The 21,875-nt window shown below is 30.9% G+C and carries 16 protein-coding genes; 6 read left to right on the top strand and 10 right to left on the bottom strand.

Going from position 1 to position 21,875, the window contains the following annotated elements:
• Positions 1–6 precede the first annotated feature (6 nt).
• Together AC2TEO_RS12380 and pyk are read left to right on the top strand one after the other, a co-directional pair.
• Complete coding sequence (locus AC2TEO_RS12380; RefSeq protein WP_442265126.1) at positions 7–477, top strand: IPExxxVDY family protein; 471 nt, start codon at positions 7–9, stop codon at positions 475–477.
• 3 nt (positions 478–480) lie between these two features.
• Positions 481–1,908: a pyruvate kinase gene (gene pyk / locus AC2TEO_RS12375; protein ID WP_442265125.1), complete on the top strand. Its 1,428-nt coding sequence runs from the start codon at positions 481–483 to the stop codon at positions 1,906–1,908.
• 510 nt (positions 1,909–2,418) lie between these two features.
• Here pyk and AC2TEO_RS12370 read toward each other — a convergent pair.
• The 8 genes from AC2TEO_RS12370 to AC2TEO_RS12335 form a co-directional block, all read right to left on the bottom strand.
• Positions 2,419–2,712: a F0F1 ATP synthase subunit delta/epsilon gene (locus AC2TEO_RS12370; protein ID WP_442265124.1), complete on the bottom strand. Its 294-nt coding sequence runs from the start codon at positions 2,710–2,712 to the stop codon at positions 2,419–2,421.
• A gap of 23 nt (positions 2,713–2,735) precedes the next feature.
• Positions 2,736–4,247 carry a F0F1 ATP synthase subunit beta gene (gene atpD / locus AC2TEO_RS12365; protein ID WP_442265123.1) on the bottom strand — a complete coding sequence of 504 codons (1,512 nt, stop codon included), beginning with the start codon at positions 4,245–4,247 and terminating at the stop codon, positions 2,736–2,738.
• A 182-nt stretch (positions 4,248–4,429) separates the two neighbouring features.
• Positions 4,430–5,827: an OmpA family protein gene (locus AC2TEO_RS12360; protein ID WP_442265122.1), complete on the bottom strand. Its 1,398-nt coding sequence runs from the start codon at positions 5,825–5,827 to the stop codon at positions 4,430–4,432.
• Between the two features lie 120 nt (positions 5,828–5,947).
• Positions 5,948–7,141: a glycine C-acetyltransferase gene (kbl, locus tag AC2TEO_RS12355; RefSeq protein WP_442265121.1), complete on the bottom strand. Its 1,194-nt coding sequence runs from the start codon at positions 7,139–7,141 to the stop codon at positions 5,948–5,950.
• A gap of 24 nt (positions 7,142–7,165) precedes the next feature.
• Entirely contained in the window at positions 7,166–10,291 is a 3,126-nt protein-coding gene (locus AC2TEO_RS12350) for a UvrD-helicase domain-containing protein (RefSeq protein ID WP_442265120.1), read from the bottom strand.
• 66 nt (positions 10,292–10,357) lie between these two features.
• Positions 10,358–11,185, bottom strand: coding sequence for a DUF2911 domain-containing protein (locus tag AC2TEO_RS12345; RefSeq protein ID WP_442265119.1), 828 nt, complete (start codon positions 11,183–11,185; stop codon positions 10,358–10,360).
• 3 nt (positions 11,186–11,188) lie between these two features.
• Entirely contained in the window at positions 11,189–12,187 is a 999-nt protein-coding gene (locus tag AC2TEO_RS12340; protein WP_442265118.1) for an AraC family transcriptional regulator, read from the bottom strand.
• Positions 12,188–12,311: 124 nt separating this feature from the next.
• Positions 12,312–13,001, bottom strand: a complete 690-nt coding sequence (locus tag AC2TEO_RS12335; protein ID WP_442265117.1) for a hypothetical protein — start codon at positions 12,999–13,001, stop codon at positions 12,312–12,314.
• A 209-nt stretch (positions 13,002–13,210) separates the two neighbouring features.
• On the opposite strand from AC2TEO_RS12335, the gene AC2TEO_RS12330 reads away from it, so the two are divergent.
• Complete coding sequence (locus AC2TEO_RS12330) at positions 13,211–14,161, top strand: carbon-nitrogen hydrolase family protein (protein ID WP_442265116.1); 951 nt, start codon at positions 13,211–13,213, stop codon at positions 14,159–14,161.
• Between the two features lie 6 nt (positions 14,162–14,167).
• Positions 14,168–14,734 (top strand): cysteine hydrolase family protein, encoded by a 567-nt coding sequence (locus tag AC2TEO_RS12325; protein WP_442265115.1) that lies wholly within the window; start codon positions 14,168–14,170, stop codon positions 14,732–14,734.
• A gap of 245 nt (positions 14,735–14,979) precedes the next feature.
• Here AC2TEO_RS12325 and AC2TEO_RS12320 read toward each other — a convergent pair whose 3' ends face one another.
• Positions 14,980–15,816, bottom strand: a complete 837-nt coding sequence (locus AC2TEO_RS12320; RefSeq protein ID WP_095074666.1) for a ZIP family metal transporter — start codon at positions 15,814–15,816, stop codon at positions 14,980–14,982.
• Positions 15,813–16,469: a metal-dependent transcriptional regulator gene (locus tag AC2TEO_RS12315; protein ID WP_442265114.1), complete on the bottom strand. Its 657-nt coding sequence runs from the start codon at positions 16,467–16,469 to the stop codon at positions 15,813–15,815. Before AC2TEO_RS12315 ends, AC2TEO_RS12320 begins: the two co-directional genes overlap by 4 nt.
• A gap of 114 nt (positions 16,470–16,583) precedes the next feature.
• On the opposite strand from AC2TEO_RS12315, the gene AC2TEO_RS12310 reads away from it, so the two are divergent.
• Complete coding sequence (locus AC2TEO_RS12310; RefSeq protein ID WP_442265113.1) at positions 16,584–18,866, top strand: TonB-dependent receptor; 2,283 nt, start codon at positions 16,584–16,586, stop codon at positions 18,864–18,866.
• 197 nt (positions 18,867–19,063) lie between these two features.
• The gene (locus AC2TEO_RS12305; RefSeq protein WP_442265112.1) at positions 19,064–21,850 is read left to right on the top strand and encodes a TonB-dependent receptor; all 2,787 of its coding nucleotides are present in this window, start codon (positions 19,064–19,066) and stop codon (positions 21,848–21,850) included.
• The last annotated feature ends 25 nt before the right edge of the window (positions 21,851–21,875 follow it).

Genomic DNA, 21,875 nt, shown 5'->3' with positions numbered 1-21,875 from the left:
ATTTTTATGCAAATTCATTCACTTACGTTAGATGATTTTTCATCTACTGATTACAATTTAATTGGAATTCATAGTCCAATAGAAGATTATCGTTTAGCGTATCTTTTGAATTTACACTTGCAACTTAATCTGAAACGATCAGATTTTGATATTGATGTTACAAAAGATAATGTCAATGCTTTTTTTTCACTTTATGAGTTCACTCATAACGCAACAGAAAACACATGGCATCTTATATCAAACTATCATAAAAAAAAAGTTGCTGGAAATAATTTAAGTTTATTTTCAGAAAGTCAAACGGTAACGTTTTTACTTCCTGAAAGGAAAAAAGTAGACTATTTTTTAAAACTGGAAGGAGATTTTAACTCTATACTTATTAACAAAACTATAGAATTAATAAATAAAATTCCACAAATAGTAACTTCTTATTCCATAGATACAAACAAACTAAAATCAAAAGAGTCTTTAATTTTTTAACCTATGCCTCACAACAAAAAAACAAAAATTGTTGCCACATTAGGACCTGCAACTAATACGAAAGAAATTCTAACAAAAATGGCGGAAGCTGGTGTGAATGTATTTAGAATAAATTTTTCTCATGCAGATTATGATATTGTAAAAGAACGTGTACAACAAATACGTGAAATAAATGAAGAAAAAGGATATAATGTCGCGATTTTAGCAGATTTACAGGGCCCTAAACTAAGAGTAGGTGTTATGGAAGACGACATAGAAGTTAAAGCCGGAGACAGCTTTATTTTCACTACTGAAAAGTGTATTGGAACAAAGGAAAGGGCTTTTATGACATACAAACGTTTCCCTAAAGATGTAAAACCTGGTGAAAACATTCTTGTTGATGATGGAAAATTACTTTTTGAAGTGATTTCAACAGACAAAGAAAAAGAAGTTGTAACTAAAGTAATTAATGGAGGTCCTTTAAAATCTAAAAAAGGAGTAAACTTACCAAATACTGATATTTCTTTACCTGCACTTACTGAAAAAGATAAAAAAGATGTTGTTTTTGCTTTGGAGCAGGAAGTAGATTGGATTGCCTTATCTTTTGTTAGAAACCCTGAAGATTTAAGAATGCTTCGTGATTTAATTAAACAAAAATCAAGATATCGTGTACCAGTAATTGCTAAGATTGAAAAACCTGAAGCCGTAGAAAACATAGATGCTTTAATTCCATATTGTGATGGATTAATGGTAGCCAGAGGTGACTTAGGTGTAGAAGTTCCTATGCAAGATGTACCGTTAATACAAAAGAGTTTAGTAAGAAGAGCTAAAAAAGCAAGAATACCTGTTATTATTGCTACTCAAATGATGGAAACTATGATAGAAAATAGCGTTCCAACACGTGCAGAAGTTAATGATGTTGCAAATTCAATTATGGATGGCGCAGATGCTGTAATGCTATCAGGTGAAACTTCAGTAGGAGCACATCCTGTAAAGGTTATTCAAAAAATGACAGAAATTATTGGTAGTGTTGAATTCTCTCCTTTAATTAAAGTTCCTATTGAACCTCCTCATGTTAGAACTAATCGCTTTATAACAAAATCTGTTTGTCATCATGCTGCATTAATGGCAGATGATATAAAGGCTTCTGCTATTTCTACTTTAACAAATAGTGGTTACACGGCTTTTCAAATATCTGCTTGGAGACCAAAATCTCATGTTATTGCTTTTTCTTCAGAAAGAAGAATTCTTGGGAAATTAAATTTACTATGGGGGGTCAGAGCTTATTATTATGATAGAGATTTAAATACAGATGATACTGTAAAAGATATTAATGAAATCATTAAAGAAAAAAACTTCGTGAAATCAGGTGAATTTGTTATTAACTTAACCTCAATGCCTGTTGAGGAAAGAGGTATGGTTAATACTTTAAGAGTTTCACAAATAGACTAAATAAAATTAGTCGAAAACTAAATCACTCTGTAATGAAAATACAGAGATATATTACACAGGGGGCTAAAAAGCCCCTTTTTTTTTATTCTAATATAAAAAATAGAATTGTCTGAGTTTGATAATCTATGATATTCGTTAATCATTTCATCTGTGCTATTTACAGTACTACAAATACCAAAAGATGCTTGCATAGTATAAATCACTAAACTTTCTAAATTCTTATTTAATCTTGCGAAAACCTCTATTCTTGAGTTACTTTACTTAATAACTGAAACTTATTTAAAGCTATGTTTTATGCATATATGGATAAGTTCTGAACTAAATAGTCCTTTTAAATTCGATACGGTCTCTATATTACAAATTTTCATAAGAAATTCTCGACAGTAAACTTTTATATCTCCTTTTAATAACTGATAGCGATATTTTGTAACCTAAATGTTACCAATAAAAAAACCCGTAAATTAATTTACGGGTTTATAGTTTATATATAATCAAAACAATATTTATAATCTAATCAGCTAGAATAATTGCTTTGTTATCTTTAATTTCTATTGTTCCAGAATTGATCGCTAAAGTTAGTACTTTATCATCTGCTGGTAATTTTTCAATACTACCATGTAAATCATCAAATACTAAATGACTTTGATTATGAACATGTACTTTAACTACACCTTTATTTAAAACAGACACTATAGGCGCGTGATTGTTTAAAATTTGGAACTCTCCATTCACACCTGGAACTACAACAGAATCAATTTCTGATGAGAAAACAACTGCTTCAGGAGTAACGATTTCTAAAAACATAATTAACTATTAAATAATTAATATTAAGCTTCTGCTAACATTTTCTCTCCAGCTTCAATTGCGTCATCAATTGAACCTCTTAAGTTAAATGCTGCTTCAGGGTATTTATCTAATTCACCATTCATGATCATATTAAATCCTTTGATGGTATCTTTAATATCAACTAACACTCCTGGAATACCAGTAAATTGTTCTGCTACATGGAATGGTTGAGATAAGAAACGTTGAACACGACGAGCTCTATGCACTACTAATTTATCTTCTTCAGATAATTCTTCCATACCTAAAATCGCGATAATATCTTGCAACTCTTTATAACGTTGTAATAACTCTTTTACTCTTTGTGCACAATTATAATGCTCATCACCTAAAATTTCTGGAGTTAAAATTCTAGAAGTAGAATCTAATGGATCTACCGCTGGATAAATACCTAACTCAGCAATTTTACGAGATAATACAGTAGTAGCATCTAAGTGAGCAAACGTTGTTGCTGGTGCTGGATCCGTTAAATCATCTGCAGGTACATAAACTGCCTGAACAGAAGTAATCGATCCTTTCTTTGTAGAAGTAATACGCTCTTGCATTGCTCCCATCTCAGTAGCTAATGTTGGTTGGTAACCTACTGCAGAAGGCATACGTCCTAATAATGCTGATACCTCAGATCCTGCTTGAGTAAAACGGAAGATGTTATCAACGAAGAATAATACATCTTTTCCTTGATCTTCTCCAGCCCCATCACGGAAATATTCAGCTATAGTTAAACCAGATAATGCTACACGAGCACGTGCACCTGGTGGTTCATTCATTTGTCCAAATACGAAAGTAGCTTTAGAATCTCTCATTGTAGCTTTATCTACTTTAGATAAATCCCATCCTCCTTCTTCCATAGAATGCATAAAATCATCACCATATTTGATAATTCCAGATTCTAACATCTCTCTTAATAAATCATTTCCTTCACGAGTTCTTTCACCTACTCCAGCAAAAACAGATAAACCTCCGTGTCCTTTTGCGATGTTGTTAATTAACTCCTGAATTAATACAGTTTTACCTACTCCAGCACCTCCAAATAATCCAATTTTTCCTCCTTTAGCGTAAGGTTCAATTAAATCGATAACTTTAATACCTGTAAATAAAACTTCTGTAGAAGTAGATAATTCTTCAAATTTAGGTGCCTGACGGTGAATTGGAAGACCGTCTTTTCCTGTTTTTGGTAATTCACCTAAACCATCAATTGCTTCTCCTGTTACATTAAATAAACGTCCATAGATATCATCTCCAATTGGCATTTGTATTGGATTTCCTGTAGCTATTACTTCCTGACCTCTTTTAAGACCATCCGTAGCATCCATTGATATTGTACGAACAGTATCTTCACCAATGTGTTGTTGAACTTCTAAAACTAATGTAGTACCGTCAGTTTTTTTAATTTCTAATGAATCATAAATTTTTGGTAACTCTGAATTTTCAGTGTTAAACTCAACATCGATAACCGGACCAATAATCTGAGAAACTTTACCTTTTATTGTAGACATTACTTTCTGTAATTAAGTTATTGTATTTATTAAGTGTTTATTATCCCACTTTTCAGTGCGCAAAGGTAATTTTTTTATAACAATATAAAAAACTTTAGCCATAAATTTTAATTTACACAAAGACAATAAAAAAAGCCTCGCAAATGCGAGGCTTAATATGTTCTATAACTTATTTAGAAAAATTATTTCTTTAAGTTAATTTCTACACGTCTGTTTTGTGCTCTACCAGCTCTAGTTTTGTTAGAAGCAATTGGGTAATCTTCTCCTAAACCTACTGAAGATAATCTATTACCAGCAATTCCGTGAGAAGCTAAGTAATCTAAAACAGCTTTAGCTCTTCTTTCAGATAATCTTTGGTTAGCTGCATTAGCTCCTTGGCTATCAGTATGTCCTTCGATATTGAAGTTAGCATTTGGATACTCCTTCATGATACCTGCAATTAAATCTAACTTTCCTGTTACTCCAGGTCTGAAAGTAGCTCTTCCAGAGTTAAAGTAGATAGCTCTTGCGAAGTTTTGTAATTCTTTTAACTTAACTTCCTCAATTACTGGCTTAGGCTCTGGACAACCTTGTCTTGAAGCAACACCAGGCACATCTGGACACTTATCTACGTTATCTTTAACACCATCGTTATCTTTATCTCCCCAAGGACATCCTCCATTTTCTGCTGGACCTGCCTCATTTGGACACTTATCGTTCTTGTTAGCGATACCATCTCCATCAGAATCTGGACATCCGTTCATTGCTTTAGTTCCTGCTTCAGTTGGACAAGCATCATCTTTATCAGCGATACCGTCACCATCAGCATCAGGACAACCGTTTAACTCAGCTTTACCAGCTTCGTTTGGACAAGCATCATCAGAATCTTTGATTCCGTCACCATCAGCATCAGGACAACCATTAAACTCTTTTAAACCAGCAACTTCTGGACAAGCATCATCTTTATCGTAAACACCATCTCCGTCAGTATCTTTTCCTCCGAAACGGAAAACAACACCTAAACTATGTTGGAAATGATCTTGAATTTTATCAGCAAATTCTTTTTTAGCTCCAGTTTGGAAGTTTAAACCTATGTTTTCGTTGAACCATACGTTAAATCCAGCACCTACATTTAAAGTACCTTCTCCTCCGTCTTCGAATACGACTCCATTGATTCTACCAAAGTCAGTGTAACCACCCCCAACGTATACGTAAGGATCCCACCAACCTGTATCTCCGATTAAGTGGTTAAAATCCCACTTAACATTTAAATCTACAGCCCAGTATAATTCATTAATATCTCTTTCTGATCTATAAGTCTTAATCTTGTTGATAGACCCAGCTAATTGTAAAGTAAAACCGTCAGCTAAATACTTCTCAACGTTTACTCTAGAAATAGATGGCAATAAGTTATCAGACCACTCTGAAGTCCCAACATAATCTTGTAAATAGTCTCCAAATTCACTAGGAATTCTAACATCTACAACATTAACACCGAAACCAACAACCCAAGGATTGTTTTCATCTTGCGCATTAACCTTACTAAACGATAGTAATGTCAACACAGCTGTAAAAATCACAGCAAAATTTAATTGTTTCATTATCAAAAATTTAAATTAAAAGTTCGTTTATATATAACGCAAATGTAAGTTCTAAAAACTTATTTACAAAAGCAAATCTACAAAAACTTATAAAAAAAACAAGTTTTTGTTCGTCTTTTACTAAATAATACTTAACGATTTTCCTACTTTTACAAATGCATTTATTGCCTTATCTAAATGTTCTTTTTCATGAGCTGCGGATAATTGCACTCGTATTCTTGCTTGTTCTTTTGGTACTACTGGGTAAAAGAAACCTATAACATAAATACCTTCTTTTAAAAGCTCATTTGCCATTACTTGAGACAGTTTTGCATCGTATAACATAACAGGAACTATAGCAGCATCTGCACCAACTAAATCAAAACCTGCTCTTTCCATTTCAGTTCTAAAGTAATTTGTATTCCACTCTAATTTATCTCTTAAAGAAGTATCATTAGATAACAGATCAAAAACTTTTAACGAAGCTCCAACGATTGCTGGCGCAAGTGAGTTAGAGAATAAATATGGTCTTGATCTTTGACGTAAGATTTCTATAATTTCTTTTTTACCCGTTGTGTAACCTCCCATTGCTCCACCTAAAGCTTTACCTAAAGTTCCTGTAATGATATCTATTCTACCCATTACTCTCTTTAACTCTAGTGTACCTCTACCAGTTTCTCCAATAAAACCTGCTGCATGACACTCATCTATCATAACCATTGCATCGTATTTATCTGCTAAATCACAAATCTTATCTAATTCAGCAACGATACCATCCATAGAAAAAACTCCATCAGTAACAATAATTTTAAACCTATGGTTTTGTTTATTTGCTTCAATTAATTGCTCTTCTAATGAAGCCATATCATTATTATTATAACGATAACGTGCCGCTTTACATAAACGAACACCATCGATGATAGAAGCATGATTTAAACTATCAGAAATGATAGCATCTTCTTTTGTTAATAATGGCTCAAAAACACCTCCATTTGCATCAAAAGCTGCTGCATATAAAATTGTATCTTCAGTCTGATAAAATTCGGCAATTTTAGCTTCTAATTCTTTATGAATATCTTGAGTTCCACAAATGAAACGCACAGAAGACATTCCGAAACCATGAGTATCCATAGTATCTTTAGCGGCCTGAATTACTTCTGGATGATTTGATAAACCTAAATAGTTATTTGCGCAAAAATTGATCACCTCTTCACCTGTAGAAATCTTAATTACAGCATCCTGTGAAGACGTAATAATACGTTCTGTTTTATATAATCCAGCATCTTTAATATCCTGAATTTCTTTTTGTAAATATTCTTTTATTTTTCCGTACATGGCTTGTTTGTTTATGTGGTAAAATTATGCAATTTCTTCCACTAAAATTTCATCATTTATATATATCAATATTTTTTTATCTACCTTAAAATTCAACTGACCTAAATCGTTGGCGTATTTATTAATTTGATGCATATGTGAACGATCTGGTTTTCCTGTTTTATAATCGATAACAGTTACCATATTATTATAGAACACTAAACGATCTGGAATAATAATTTCATCCATATTATTTCGTATTTCTCTTTCGTTAACGACAGTCACCTCATCAGAATAAAAGAAAGTCAGTTTAGGATGATTTAAAATATCTCGAATTCGAGCAGTAAGATTATCTAAAACTTCTACATCTAAATCTCCTTTACTTTTATAAAAGTTTAAAATTTCATCTACATCTTTGTTAGTTTTTATCTTCGATAAAATATCGTGCGTAATGTTTCCGTAAGCAACAGCTTCTTCTGCATCAGTATTCCAAACTTTCGATGCACTTGACAACAAAACAATATTATGATCTTGCCAAGAAGTAGAAATAAATTGATCTTGTAATTTCAATTTATTAGTATCAACAACAACTTTTTCACTATTTCTTTTTGATTCTCCAAAAACATATTCATTTACATCTTCTTCCCATCTTCCTACTTTTTTTAAATAAGAAATAAAAGCTCCGGAATAATAATTCATATTTTCACCTGATTTAGTTAATCTTTTCTCTGTGATAATATGTAATTGCTCTACCGATCTTGTTAATGCAACATATAATAGGTTGAAATTATCTAACTCTAATTCTTGTCGTTGCTGATGATAAATTTCTTTTCCTAAGTCATTAATATATTCGAGACTTTTACTGTAATCGATAAGTAACTCTTCAAAACCTAAAAAGTCGTTTGACAAATTATGAAACCAAACTTTAGGTTTTACTTGTCGATAAATATCTAAATCGAAAGGAAAAATAACCACAGGAAACTCTAAACCTTTAGATTTATGAATTGTCATTATTTTAACCGCTTCAGATTCATCTGGTGTTGCTATACTTAAATTATCTTTTTTAGAACTCCAAAAATCTAAGAAATCTTGAATCGTAACACCTCTTCCTTGTTGATCTAAAACTAAATCAAGAAAAAACTGCACATATGCATCTGATGTTTCTAATAAAGAAAACCCACGAATGATGTATTCTATCTTTTCGTAGAAAGGCAGTGTATTAAAAAGCTCTAATTTAAAATTCGTTCCTAAACCATTTAACAACTCGATAAAGGTTGGCAAATCACACTTCACCTTGTCTGTTAGAAATGTATGTAGATCACTATTTGTTTGTAAATGCTTGTGAAGAAAACATAGTAACTCGAATCGGTTTTGCTCATCATTAGGATATAAAATTAACTTCAAGAAATTAATAATGAATAATACCTTATTACTATTTGCTAACAGTAATGTTTCTGAAGAAACTATTGGAATTCCTTTTTCCGATAAATAATTTGCAACAGCAATTCCTTCTTTTTTCTTGCGAACTAACACTGAAATTTCACTTAAAGCGTACTGTTGCTGTAACTCGACGATTTGCTGATAAACTTTTTCTGGATATTTACTTTTCTCTTCTTCTTTATCTTCTTTTTTTTCTAAAAACGAAATACTAACACAACCTCCTGTTTTACTATTTTCTTGTTGCTGATTTCCTTCTATAAATAACTCTTTATAATTCGGATTAGAGAATAAGGTGGCTACATGCTGAAAAAAATCGTTATTGAAATTGATAACTTCAGAATAACTTCTAAAGTTTCTTCCTAAAAGCTTTAATTCTTTTTCAATATTGAAAGTTACATTTTCAGAAGAACTTAAATCAATTAACTGTTCTGCTTTTCCTCCACGCCATCTATAAATCGCTTGCTTTGCATCTCCTACTAACAACAAACTACTACTTTCTTGTGCTAACGCATTGTCTATTAAAGGAATTAAGTTTTGCCATTGTAAGATTGAAGTATCTTGCATTTCATCAATAAAATAGTGCATAAAACGCTGACCAATTCTCTCATAAATATATGGTGTAGGTTGATCTTTAATATGATCTGAAATCAGTTGATTGAATTCGGCATTTAATCGAATATTATTTTCTTCTTTAATCGTATTTAATTCTTTATTGACATTATTTAACACCGCTAATGGAACCAAACTTTTTAAAGCCAATTGTTGCAATAATACATCTTGAAAAATCTTTTCTGATTCAAAATATAGATTCAAAAGTTCTGGAAGAATTCCATCAATTGCAGATTTAATATCTTCAGATTTTGATTTCGAATAGAACATATTTTCTTCTATTCTTTCTTTCAGTTTACTTTGATCGAAAAACTTAGCTTGTAACGGATCTTTTTGTAAGGCTATAAAATGTTTAGGAATTAAAGAATAATAGAAATCTTTATGATCGAGATTCATAGTGGCAATTACTTCCAATCCCCTTGCTCCTATTTCTTTTAATCTTTTTACTGCTTCCTTTTTACTTTTCTTTAATTTGTCTTGTAAAGCATTAAAATCTCCAACAGTTTTCTGACTTAACTTCCTGAAATGTTTTACATCATCTTCTCTAAGTAAAACCTTAGAAAATTCCTTCAATTCAAAAGAGACATCCCAAGATTTATCTTCATCTATTTTCGATGCAGAATATTCAATTAAAAGTTTCGTAATATCATTTCGAACACCAATTTTAGAAACTAAAATATCAACTGCTTCATTCAGCAATGAAACCGCATCCATCTCAACTTCAAAATTTAAAGTTAGTCCAAGATCATAAGCGAAATTCTTAATAATCTTATGTGTAAAACTATCGATAGTTGTAATAGAAAATGCAGAATAGTTTTGAAGAATCGCATTTAAAACTTTCTGACTTCTTTCTTTAATTATAGTTACATCTATTGGAGTTTCTTGCAAGATGAGTTCTAGCATATCTGTAGACTCTCCATTAGAAAAAGCGTTTAAATTTTTCAACACTCTTTCTTTCATTTCTCCTGCTGCCTTATTGGTAAATGTAACTGCTAAAACTTTTTGAAAGTAAAAGATATCTTTCGACTGAAGTAAAATCTTAAGATATTCTTTAACAAGTGTAAACGTTTTTCCGCTACCTGCTGAAGCATTATATATTTGAAAAACAGATGTATCTTGCACGTACTAAATTTTATGCAAGTTAAATAAAAATTACCCTAAATAAATAGGGTAATTTTAATATTTGAGTTACTGCAACTCTTTAATAAGTTTAGAATTGATTCTTATAAAATCGTCGTTTTTTGCTTTTTCTGATAAAGCTAAAGCTCGTTTTGCTGAATCTAAAGCTTCTAATTTTCTATTTAAATCTTTAAGTATTAAAGCTTCTCTTGTTACTTGAAAGAATAAAGCTTTACTCGAACTCGTAACTTTTTGAACATAATTTAAAGCTTTATTTAAATCTGTTTTTGTTTCGTGTAAATAAACCGCCGCTCTAAAATAATCGTTGTTACTAGGCCCTGATAAAGTCTTATCGATTGAGTTTAATATTTCTTTTTGCTCATCTAATTCTAAAGGAATTACAACTCTTGTAGTTTCCCACTCAATAAAAAGTTTAGCACTATTTATTGTAATATCTTGTAAACGGATATCTAAAGTTTCTACGTTAGATAACATTTTGTTTACCGGAACTTGTATTGTAAACAATGGTTTTTCCTTTAAATAATTTGTCCATCTAGAACTAGAATAGTTAAACCATTTTATTTCCCAACTGTTTTTATTAGGGTAACTCAACAAGGTATAACTTCCTTTTTCTAATAATTGACCGTTTACTTTTGTTGGTTTTGAAAATGATATTTTCGTAGCAGCATTAGCTCCCGTTCTCCATACTTGATAAAACGGTAATAACTCTCCAAAGATTTTTCTTCCTCTTTTACTTGGCCTTGAATATTCAATAGTGATTTCTGAAAGTCCGACACTTTGTGTGCTTACAGATTTCGGACTTAAACTTGGGGTTTTTATTTGTCCAAACACTACTGCATTGACGAAAAGAAATAAGATGATAATTTTATGTTTCATTTTTTACTGATTTTTATTGAAATATGCTGATGGTGATACTCCCATCAAGTTTTTAAATGACTTATTAAATGTTGTTTTTGAATTGAATCCAGCTTCTTGTGCTAATCCAAAAAATGTAAGTTGCTTTCCTTTTTCTGATTCTGCTAATTGTACAAATTCTTTTATTCGATAATAATTGACATATTCGAAGAAATTCATCCCTATGTTTTCATTCAATAACCTTGATAATTCTGGACTATGAACTCCTAACATTTCAGCTAATTCTTTTTTCAGTAGTTTATTATTTAAATAAGGTTTCTTCTCCAACATTAATCGTTCTAAATCTATTTTTAATCGTTCTAAATCTTGAACATCTAATTTTGATTGTTGGTACTTTTTCTCTTTTAACTCTGGAATAGCTTTAAGCACTTTAGGATTCATCATTAAATAATACGTGATGAATAAAACTATGAACGTTAAGATTAACCAAATGTATGGTCTTGAATTTCGTTCTAGCATTGGAAATCCAAAGAAACTTGTTAAAAACAAGATCAACCAAACTAACATACACAAACCTGTTATTACAAGAAAGTTTTTCAGAAACTTAGTGTGCGGAACATAAGAAATTTCTTTTCGATATACTTCTGAAAAAGATTGAAATACTTTAACACCCAAAAACCAATACCAAATATTTACAACTAATCCAACAGCATGACACATGTAGATAACATGCATTAACGGAACAATTTTATTTCTTGCTAAAAGAGTTTCTCTCGATGGCAGAATAAAATATCCTAAAATAAATATTGAATATAAAAAACCAGGCACATAATGCATTATATCTCTCTTTATAAACTTTTGTTTATGCAGTACAGATCTTACGAAAAGAAAAATAGTTGGCCCGAACAACAAAGCAGAAAACTCAGACATAGCAATTAACCTGAAGTTCTTATTAAAAAACCCACCACTATGCAAAACTTTACCTAAAAAACCTACAGAAAGAACAGCAATTAAAATCAACATGAAATCATTTATATATTCTCTTTTTTTAAAAGAAATAAAATAAATAACAATTATTAACAAACTTTGAAAAAAGCCAAAATAGATCAGTTGATTAAGTAGCATTTGCATAATTTTTGTGGTGAATTTAATCAATTACAAATTGATGTACATGTTTTAAATCTTTATAAGTTGACAACGGATGCTTCTTTAAAAAAGACTGAAATGCTTCTTTAGTTTCCCAAGTTACAATTGTAATTAAAGTAGGATTATAATAATAGCCTAAAGGAGATTTTCCTTTTGTAAGTTTTATAACAATCTTTCCACCTGATTTTTCAACTTCTTTAATCCATTTTTTTGTAAATTTTTCACTTTCGTTATTCTTTTTCCAAAATGAAGTTACTACATTATGTTTATTTCGATCAATCTCAAATTTTATATCATTTTTAATTTCATAATATACTAATTCAAAATGAGGAAATAACCTTTTCCTTTGCTCGTGAAAATCTGGCACTTCTTTTTCAATAACATCTAAAAAACTTTCTCTTTTCATAACACTTTCCCACTTACCAAAAACTAAACTATTTGGAAGATAGCCTCCCAAAATAAGCTCATCTGTTTTAAAGCCTTTCTGTGGAGTAAATGAATATTTTACACCAACTGGAAAAATTGTTTTCTTATAGCGATCGAACAACTTGTTAAAATCTTTCTTGGTATTACTAATTAAAAGTATATCTAACACCTCTCCTTTTTTAAAATCATAGTATTGAATATTTTTCTGCGCGTAAAAATAACTACTGAAAAACAACAATAATAAACTCGTTAGTTTTAGATTCATTTTTTTCTGTTTTTAATTTTCTTCAAAAAAAAAACAAGATTTAATTAAAAGCAATTTTTTAGTGTACGCATAAAGTATATGCACTTGTAAATCACCAATATTGTTGCAAACTCTACATTTTACAACAATTTGTTAAATCCGTTTTCATTTTAAAATTCTCATCTCATTTTTGAATATATTCGTGTAACAAACAAACCTAAACAACTATAATGAGCAGTATCTTAAAAATTGGAATGGCGCAAATTTCTCCTGTATGGCTGAACAAAGAAAAGACCATTGACAAAGTGAAATCTTATATACTGAAGGCTGCAAATGAAAATTGTGATCTTGTGATATTTGGTGAAGGATTATTACCTGGATATCCGTTTTGGTTATCGATAACTAATGGTTCTGAATTCAATTCGCAAATCCAAAAAGAGATACATGCTCATTATATTAAGAATTCTGTTCAGATTGAAAAAGGCGATTTAGATGATATCTGCAAAATCGCTAAAGAAAAATCAATCGCTATTTATTTAGGTATTATTGAAAGAGCTGCTAACAGAGGAAATCACAGCTTATATTGCTCACTAGTTTACATTAATGAATTAGGAGAAATTAAATCTGTTCACAGAAAATTACAACCTACATACGAAGAACGACTAACTTGGTCTCCTGGAGACGGACACGGATTACAAGTTCACCCATTAAAAGACTTTACAGTTGGTGGTTTAAATTGTTGGGAAAACTGGATGCCATTACCAAGAACTGCTTTATATGCTCAAGGTGAAAATTTACATGTTGCCGTTTGGCCTGGTGCAGAAAGAAACACTTTCGATATCACGAAATTTATCGCTAAAGAAAGTAGATCGTTCGTAGTTTCTGTTAGCGGATTTATGAGTATTGAAGATTTTCCGAAAGATACACCTAACTACGATGTTGTTGTAAAAAATGCTCCAGAAGTTTTAGCAAACGGAGGATCTTGTATTGCTGGTCCAGATGGAGAATGGGTAATTCCGCCAGCTACAGGAAAAGAAGGACTTTTTACTGGAGAAATTGATTTTCAGAAAGTATTAGAAGAACGTCATAATTTTGATTGTGTTGGACATTATTCTAGACCAGATATCACAAAACTTACTTTAAACACAGAAAGACAATCTATTATTGATTTTTCTAACTAATTACTTATGAGCTTAAAAGATTTAAACACCGCTTTACTACTTATTGATATTCAAAAAGGATTTGAAGACGAAGATTATTGGGGCGGAAATAGAAACAATAAAGATGCTGAAAAAAAATGCGAAGAGATTTTAGAAAAATGGAGAGCTGCTGAATTACCTGTATATCACATTATGCATAGTTCTCAAGATCCGAAATCTTTATTACATGAATCGCATCCTGGTTTCGAACTTTGTGATGAAATTAAACCTTTACCAAACGAACCTGTAATTGTTAAGAACGTAAACAGTGCTTTTATAGGAACAAATCTAAAGGAGATTTTAGAAGAAAATAATATCAATACTGTTGTAATTGTTGGACTAACTACAAATCATTGTATTTCTACGACAACAAGAATGTCTGGAAACTTAGGTTTTAATACCTTTTTAATTTCTGATGCAACAGCAACTTTTGATAGAAAAGGAATCAACGGTGAAGTTTTCTCTGCTGAAACTATTCATCAAACCACATTAGCGAATTTGAATGAAGAATTTGCTGAAGTAATTTCAACAGAGGAATTATTAAAACGATTATAACATTTAAAACTTACTGTATAAATCAAAAGAGACACTAAAAAATTAGCGTCTTTTTTCGTTTTTTATATAAAGTGTTATTCTTTTTTTGAATATCCGTTATAAATCATATTTGATGCTTAAGCGTCATTCCGAATTCATTTCGGAATCACATAATTTTAATAAACAAGGATTTATGATGAGAACCTGAAACAAGTTTAGGTTGACGTTTGTTTATTATTGCACATTATGGATAAGCATATTCTTTTTTACCCTAAACCAACATCTAAAGACATCATTACGATAAATCCACCTATAAAACCTAACGTAGCTATATCTGTGTATTTATCTCTTTGTGTTTCTGGAATTACTTCTTCTACAACAACGAAAATCATTGCTCCTGCTGCAAAAGCTAAAGCATAAGGTAAAATTGGTGTAAAGAAAGAAACTGCTAATGCTCCTAACACAGCTGCAAAAGGTTCTACTATGGCAGATAATTGTCCGTACCAAAAACTTTTTCTACGACTTACACCTTGTCTTCTTAAAGGCATTGCTACTGCAAATCCCTCAGGAAAATTTTGAATACCAATACCAATCGCTAAAGAAATAGCAGCAATAATCATTTCAGTTTGCTCTACTCCTACCAATGTAGATGCAGCTCCAAATAAAACCCCAACAGCTAAACCTTCAGGTATGTTATGTAACGTAATTGCTAAAACTAATAATGTAGTTTTATGCCAATTCGTTTTTACACCTTCAGCTTCATCTTCTTTAAAATTGATATGTAAGTGTGGCAACCATTTATCCATTCCAAATAAAGCTAATGCTCCTAAAGCAAAACCAATTGCAGAAGGAATAACTTTTACAAAGCCTTCTCCCGGACTATTATCTATTGCTGGTGATAATAAACTCCAAAAACTTGCAGCTACCATTACTCCACCCGTAAAACCTAACATTCCATCTAAAACTGCTCTGTTCAATTTTTTGAAAAAGAAAACTAACGCAGCACCTAACGCTGTTAACCCCCAAGTAAACAATGAAGCATATAACGCTCCCTGTATTGGATGCTCTTTAGCGAAATTAACTAGTTGATCAAAAAAACTCATCTTTTTTGTATGTATAAATTACTTGCTATTTTATTTGAGATGGTAAGCACTTTCCCATTGACTTCTATAACGAAAGAACCATCAAAAGGCTCTATTTCTACTATTCTAATACTATTTCCTAAACCTATTCCTTGCTTATCTAAAAACTTCAAAAAATCAGATGACGTATCATCAACACCAACACAAACACCTTCTTCTCCTTCAGTTAACACTGATAATAGTTTTTTTTCTATTTGATGAATATTTCCTTCAGCATCAGGAATAGGATCTCCATGCGGATCTTGCTTTGGATGCCCAAGAAATGCGTCTAATTCAGAAATTAGCTTTGGAGACTTGATATGTTCTAATTGCTCTGCAACTTCATGAATTTCATCCCAAGAAAAATTTAGTTTCTGTACTAAAAACACCTCCCATAAACGATGTTTTCTAATAATGCTAGCCGCTACTTTTTTTCCTAAATCAGTTAAAGTAACACCTTGATATTTCTTATACACTACAACTTCTTTTTCTGACAACTTTTTAACCATATCTGTTACAGAAGATGCTTTAGTATTTAATTGCTTTGCAATAGCATTTGTACTTATACCTCCATCAAAACCTATACTTAAGTGGTAAATTGTTTTAATATAATTTTCTTCGGACTGTGAAAACATAACTAATTTTTTCCTTTTGCAAACATACAAAATTTATATTAGTGAAATTCAATTTTTAGGCAAGTCTAAAAATTAGTTTATATTTGCATCAAAATAAATTTTAGAAAAGGTAAAATGAAATCTATTTATCACATTATATTCTTACTACTTGGAATTACAATTCAAGCACAAACTATCTCTGGAAAAGTCTCTTTTAAAAATCAACCTATCCAGAATGTTTCTATATATATAAAAGATACATCCATTGGTACTATAACAAATGAAAATGGGGATTATACAATTAAATTAACATCTAAAAACCATGTTTTAGTTTTTCAAAATATCGGATTCAAAACAATAGAAAAAAATATTACTTCAACAGAAAATCAAATCTTAAACATTAGTTTAGAAGAAGACTTATTAGGTTTAGATCAAGTTGTAGTTAGTGCTACTCGTTCATATTTAAACAGAAAAGTTGCACCTGTTATAGTTACTGTTACCGATTCAAAATTATTAGAAGCTACTCAAGCTGTAAGCCTGTCAGAAGGCTTGAATTTTCAACCTGGTTTGAGAATGGAGACAAATTGTCAAAATTGCGGTTTCTCACAAGTTCGTATTAATGGATTAGACGGTGCTTATTCACAAATATTAGTAGACAGTAAACCGATTTTTAGTGCTTTAAATGGTGTTTATGGCTTAGATCAAATTCCTACAAATATAATTGAACGTATTGAAGTTGTTCGTGGTGGTGGCTCTGCGCTTTATGGTGCTAACGCAATTGCGGGTACAATAAATATTATAACTAAAGACCCTGTCGAAAACACTTTTCAAGTTGGACAAAATATATCAATAATTAAAGGTGAAAAGTTAGATCTAGCGACAACCTTAAACGGAACTGTAGTTAATGATGAAGCTACTGCTGGTTTAACATATTTTGGAATGTACCGAAATAGAAATCCTTTTGATTATGATGGCGATTCTTTTACTGAAATCACAAAATTAGAAACACAAACTTTTGGTTTTAAAGGATACCTAAGAACTTCTGAAACAGAAAGATTAACAGCGGAATTTAACAGTACTAACGAATTTAGAAGAGGAGGAAACAAACTAAGTTTACAACCTTTTAAAAGTGATGTTGCCGAACAAATTGATTCAAAAGTTCTTTCTGGAGGACTTACTTATGAAACTTCTTTTAATGATGGTAAGCAAAATTTTTCATCTTATGTTTCTTCTTCATTATCGTCAAATAACAATTATTATGGCGGAGACGAAGATTTAATTGCTCAAAACGGTCAAGTTATTGGTTTTGGTGAATCAAAAGATGAAACATGGGTTTTAGGCGCTCAGTACGGACATAAATTTAACTCTTTCTTAGGAGGGAAAGGAAACTTTACTGGAGGAATCGAGTATAAATATGATCATATGATTGATGAAAAACCAGGGTTTAATGCTTTTGTGAACCAAATTTTAAGAACTTATGGTATTTATGCACAGCAAGAATGGACAATTAATAAGAAATGGAAAGTTTTAGGGGGAATACGCGCAGATATTCATAATTTAACCGAAGAAAATATTGTTTGGAATCCTAGATTAAATGTTATGTATTTTGCTAATGATAACCTTAGATTAAGAGCTTCTTACGCAAAAGGTTTTAGAGCACCACAAGTTTTTACTGAAGACTTACATGCTCAAATTGCAGCTGGTGAAGTATTAACTGTTAGAGTAAATCGTGACAATTTAGTTTCTGAAACTTCTCATAGTTTCACTGCTTCTTTAGATTGGAATAAAAATTTAGAAAAAGGTGAATTTTCTTTTACACTTGAAGGCTTCTACACCAACCTTGTTAACCCTTTTATTTTAGAACAATTAACTGATGTTATTTGGGAAAAAAGAAATGGAGATAATGCTAATGTTTTTGGTGTAAATCTAGAAACTAAGTACGCTCCTAATGAAAAATGGATCATTCAAACCGGAGGAACCGTTCAACAAGGTAAGTTTAATTCACCCGTTGCTTGGTCTGATGATCCTAATATATCTTTAGAAAATGCAGATAAATTTTTCAAGTCTCCTAATGTATACGGAAACTTCATAATTACATACGCTCCAACTAAAAAGTTTCAAAATAATATCTCTGGTATTTATACAGGAAGTATGTACGTTCCACATTTAGCAGGATTTACTACTGAAGATAAACTAGAGAAAACTTCTGACTTTTTTGAATTAAACTTCAGGTCATCTTATAGTATTTCACTTGATAAACACGAACATTCAAAGATTCAAATTAGTGCAGGTATCCAAAATATTTTTGACAGTTATCAACAAGATTTTGATCAAGGTGTTAATAGAGATGCTAATTATGTATACGGTCCTTCTAGACCTAGAACATATTTCTTTGGAATAAAATTCATTAACGATTAGCTTATTAAAGCACATAAACCACTAATAAACAAACAGCTACTTCTTCAACCTAAAAGTAGCTGTTTTATTTGGCTTAACTTTTATTATTCCTTTACTTAACATAAAATAAACATTCTAATAATGTAACATTAATTTATATGTAACCTTTTGTTTACACTTTCAGTAGACTTTTGCAATTGATTTTAGAATACGTAAAAATGAAAAAAATTTTATTAGTTGCTTTAGTTTATCTGTGTCAAATGGTCGGTGCACAAGATAAAGGTACAGTTACGGGGACTGTTACTGATAAAGAAATGAATGGCGATACTTTACCTTTTGCTAATGTTTTTATTAAAGGTACTTCTATTGGAGGAACTACAGATTTAGATGGAAAATATACCATATCTGTACCAGCTGGAAACCATACATTAGTTTTTAGTTTTGTTGGTTATCAAACTATTGAAAAACCAATTACTATAATATCTGGAAAAACTTTAGTGATTAATCAAGAACTTGGTTCTAGTGGTGGGGAGCAATTAGAAGAAGTTCAAATTAATACAACTGTAAGTCGAGAAAAAGAAAGTGCCCTTTTATTAGAGCAAAAAAAAGCAGTTGTTATCCAACAAAAAATAGGAAATCAAGAACTTGCAAGAAAAGGTGTAAGCGATGTTGCTACAGCTGTTACTAAAACTACTGGTGTATCCAAAGAAGAAGGTTCAGGAACTGTATTCGTAAGAGGTTTAGGAGATCGTTATAATGTAACAACTCTTAACGGGTTACCTTTACCATCTAACGATCCTTCTAAAAAGAATATCGACTTAAGTATTTTTTCTACTGATATTGTTGAATATATCGGTATTGACAAAACTTACGCACTTAGTAATTACGGTGATTTTGCAGGTGCTAATGTTGATATTTCTTCAAAAGTATATAAAGGAAAAGGATTTGCTGAAATCAGCTTAGGTTCAGGAATTAATACTGTAGCTAATAATAAAACTTTTTATGGTTCAGATGGTCCTAATAGTTTTGGTTTTTATAAAACTAACTATCCTGCATTTCCATTAAACAATTACAATTTTACAACTAGCTGGGATAGACAAGAAGGAAATGCTCCAGTAAATACTTCAATTGCAATTAAAGGAGGAGATTCTTTTGATTTATCTGACAATACAAGATTAAGTTTCTTTGCTGTTGGTTCTTTCAATAACGACTTTACATATCAACAAGGAGTTACAAGAGCAGATGTAAACGTTTCTGGTGTAGCGCGTAGAGATTTAACAAGAGAATCTTATTCATATAACACGAATACTACAGCAATGGGTAACTTACGTTTAAAGTATAAATCTCATGAGTTCAAGTATAACGGTTTAATGGTAAATAATTCTAGTAATAGTCATGACGATTACCAAGGTATCTATGATATTTTTGATAATGCTCCAGAAGGTGGTGCTGTTATACAAAGACAAACTTATGTGCAAAACACATTGTTTGTTCACCAATTATTAGGAGATCATAAATTCGGAGAAAATATCGAATTTGATTGGGGAGCTTCGTATAACTTTAACAAAAACAACGTTCCAGACAGAAAACAAACTACTGTTTTACCTAATAGAAATGACGAACCTAACGGACCAAAGTCTTTCTTATTAATCAGTAATGATTCTGATAACCATAGATTCTTCTCTGACCTTGAAGAAGAAGAAATTGCTGCAAATTCTAGTATTACATACAAGTTTGCCAAAGATGCAGACGACATTAACAGAGCTAAATTAAAATTAGGTTATAGTGGAAGATTTAAAGATGTTGATTTTGACGCAACTCAATTCAACTTTGCTATTACTTTAAGAACTGTAACACAACCTATCATTAACGATGTTTATAATTTAGATAGCTATTTCAATCAAGATAACTTTAATGCAGGTTTATTTACCATTAGAACATTTAGAGGAGGATTAGGTAGTACTATAGATGTGCTTTTACCACAAACTTATGGTGGTAAGCAAAATATTAATGCTGCTTATGCACAGTTTGAATATAAATTTTCTGATAAATTCACTGGTATTTTTGGTATAAGAGGAGAAAAAATCAGTCAATCTTTATTTTATAACACTTCTATCCTAAATGGACAAAGTGAATTAGATGAAACTCAAATTTTACCATCTGTTTCTTTAAAATATACTTTAAACGACAAAAACAATTTAAAGTTTGCTGCTAGTAAAACATATACATTACCTCAATTTAAAGAAAGAGCTCCTTTCTTATTTGAAGATATCGTAAATAATTCTTTAGGTAATCCTAACTTATATTCTTCAGATAATTATAATGTTGATTTCAAGTGGGAATTCTATCCTGAAAAAGAAGAAATTATCTCAGCAGGTTTATTTGGTAAGTATATTGCAAATCCAATTAATGAAGTAAGAATTAACTCTGCTTCTAATGATATTAGTTATGCAAACACTGGTGACTGGGGTATTGCCTATGGTGTCGAATTAGAATTAAGAAAAAAACTTTTCAATTTCGAAACTGAAACTAACGACAAAACATTAAATAATAAATTAACTTTTGGATTTAATGGTTCATACATGATGCACAATCAAGAGTTAGATAAAGAAAAAGTAATCAGAGAAAATCCTGGAAATAGTGTGGACTTTTCTTTTGAAGAAGATGGTTTTGCTGGAGCTTCTGACTTCTTATTAAATACTGACTTTACATATTTAAAAGATTTTAGAAATGGTATGAATATACAATCTACTATAGTTTTCAATTATTTTACAGATAGAATTTTCGCTTTAGGAACTGAAGGAAAAGGAAACTTGGTAGATAAAGGCTATGGGACTTTAGATTTGATCTTAAAGTCTGCAATAAATGAAAATATGAGTATTGGTATTTCTGCTAAAAACTTATTAAACCCAAGTATCGAAAGGTTCCAAGACAACCAAGATGTTACTATTTTATCTTTTAGAAGAGGTGTAAATCTTAATTTCTCTCTATCATATAAGTTCTAAATACACATAACATTTTATTTACAAT

It is taken from the genome of Tenacibaculum aquaeponti (assembly GCF_057221555.1).
Note: the sequence above shows the minus strand (reverse complement) of the source record. Positions and strands in the feature narration are given on the sequence as shown.

Coding starts and splice junctions, on each gene's coding strand:
- AC2TEO_RS12380 (WP_442265126.1), top strand. CDS start 7: ATGCAAATTCATTCACTTACGTTAGATGATTTTTCATCTACTGATTAC.
- pyk (WP_442265125.1), top strand. CDS start 481: ATGCCTCACAACAAAAAAACAAAAATTGTTGCCACATTAGGACCTGCA.
- AC2TEO_RS12370 (WP_442265124.1), bottom strand. CDS start 2,712: ATGTTTTTAGAAATCGTTACTCCTGAAGCAGTTGTTTTCTCATCAGAA.
- atpD (WP_442265123.1), bottom strand. CDS start 4,247: ATGTCTACAATAAAAGGTAAAGTTTCTCAGATTATTGGTCCGGTTATC.
- AC2TEO_RS12360 (WP_442265122.1), bottom strand. CDS start 5,827: ATGAAACAATTAAATTTTGCTGTGATTTTTACAGCTGTGTTGACATTA.
- kbl (WP_442265121.1), bottom strand. CDS start 7,141: ATGTACGGAAAAATAAAAGAATATTTACAAAAAGAAATTCAGGATATT.
- AC2TEO_RS12345 (WP_442265119.1), bottom strand. CDS start 11,185: ATGAAACATAAAATTATCATCTTATTTCTTTTCGTCAATGCAGTAGTG.
- AC2TEO_RS12340 (WP_442265118.1), bottom strand. CDS start 12,187: ATGTTGATTTTAATTGCTGTTCTTTCTGTAGGTTTTTTAGGTAAAGTT.
- AC2TEO_RS12335 (WP_442265117.1), bottom strand. CDS start 13,001: ATGAATCTAAAACTAACGAGTTTATTATTGTTGTTTTTCAGTAGTTAT.
- AC2TEO_RS12330 (WP_442265116.1), top strand. CDS start 13,211: ATGAGCAGTATCTTAAAAATTGGAATGGCGCAAATTTCTCCTGTATGG.
- AC2TEO_RS12325 (WP_442265115.1), top strand. CDS start 14,168: ATGAGCTTAAAAGATTTAAACACCGCTTTACTACTTATTGATATTCAA.
- AC2TEO_RS12320 (WP_095074666.1), bottom strand. CDS start 15,816: ATGAGTTTTTTTGATCAACTAGTTAATTTCGCTAAAGAGCATCCAATA.
- AC2TEO_RS12315 (WP_442265114.1), bottom strand. CDS start 16,469: ATGTTTTCACAGTCCGAAGAAAATTATATTAAAACAATTTACCACTTA.
- AC2TEO_RS12310 (WP_442265113.1), top strand. CDS start 16,584: ATGAAATCTATTTATCACATTATATTCTTACTACTTGGAATTACAATT.
- AC2TEO_RS12305 (WP_442265112.1), top strand. CDS start 19,064: ATGAAAAAAATTTTATTAGTTGCTTTAGTTTATCTGTGTCAAATGGTC.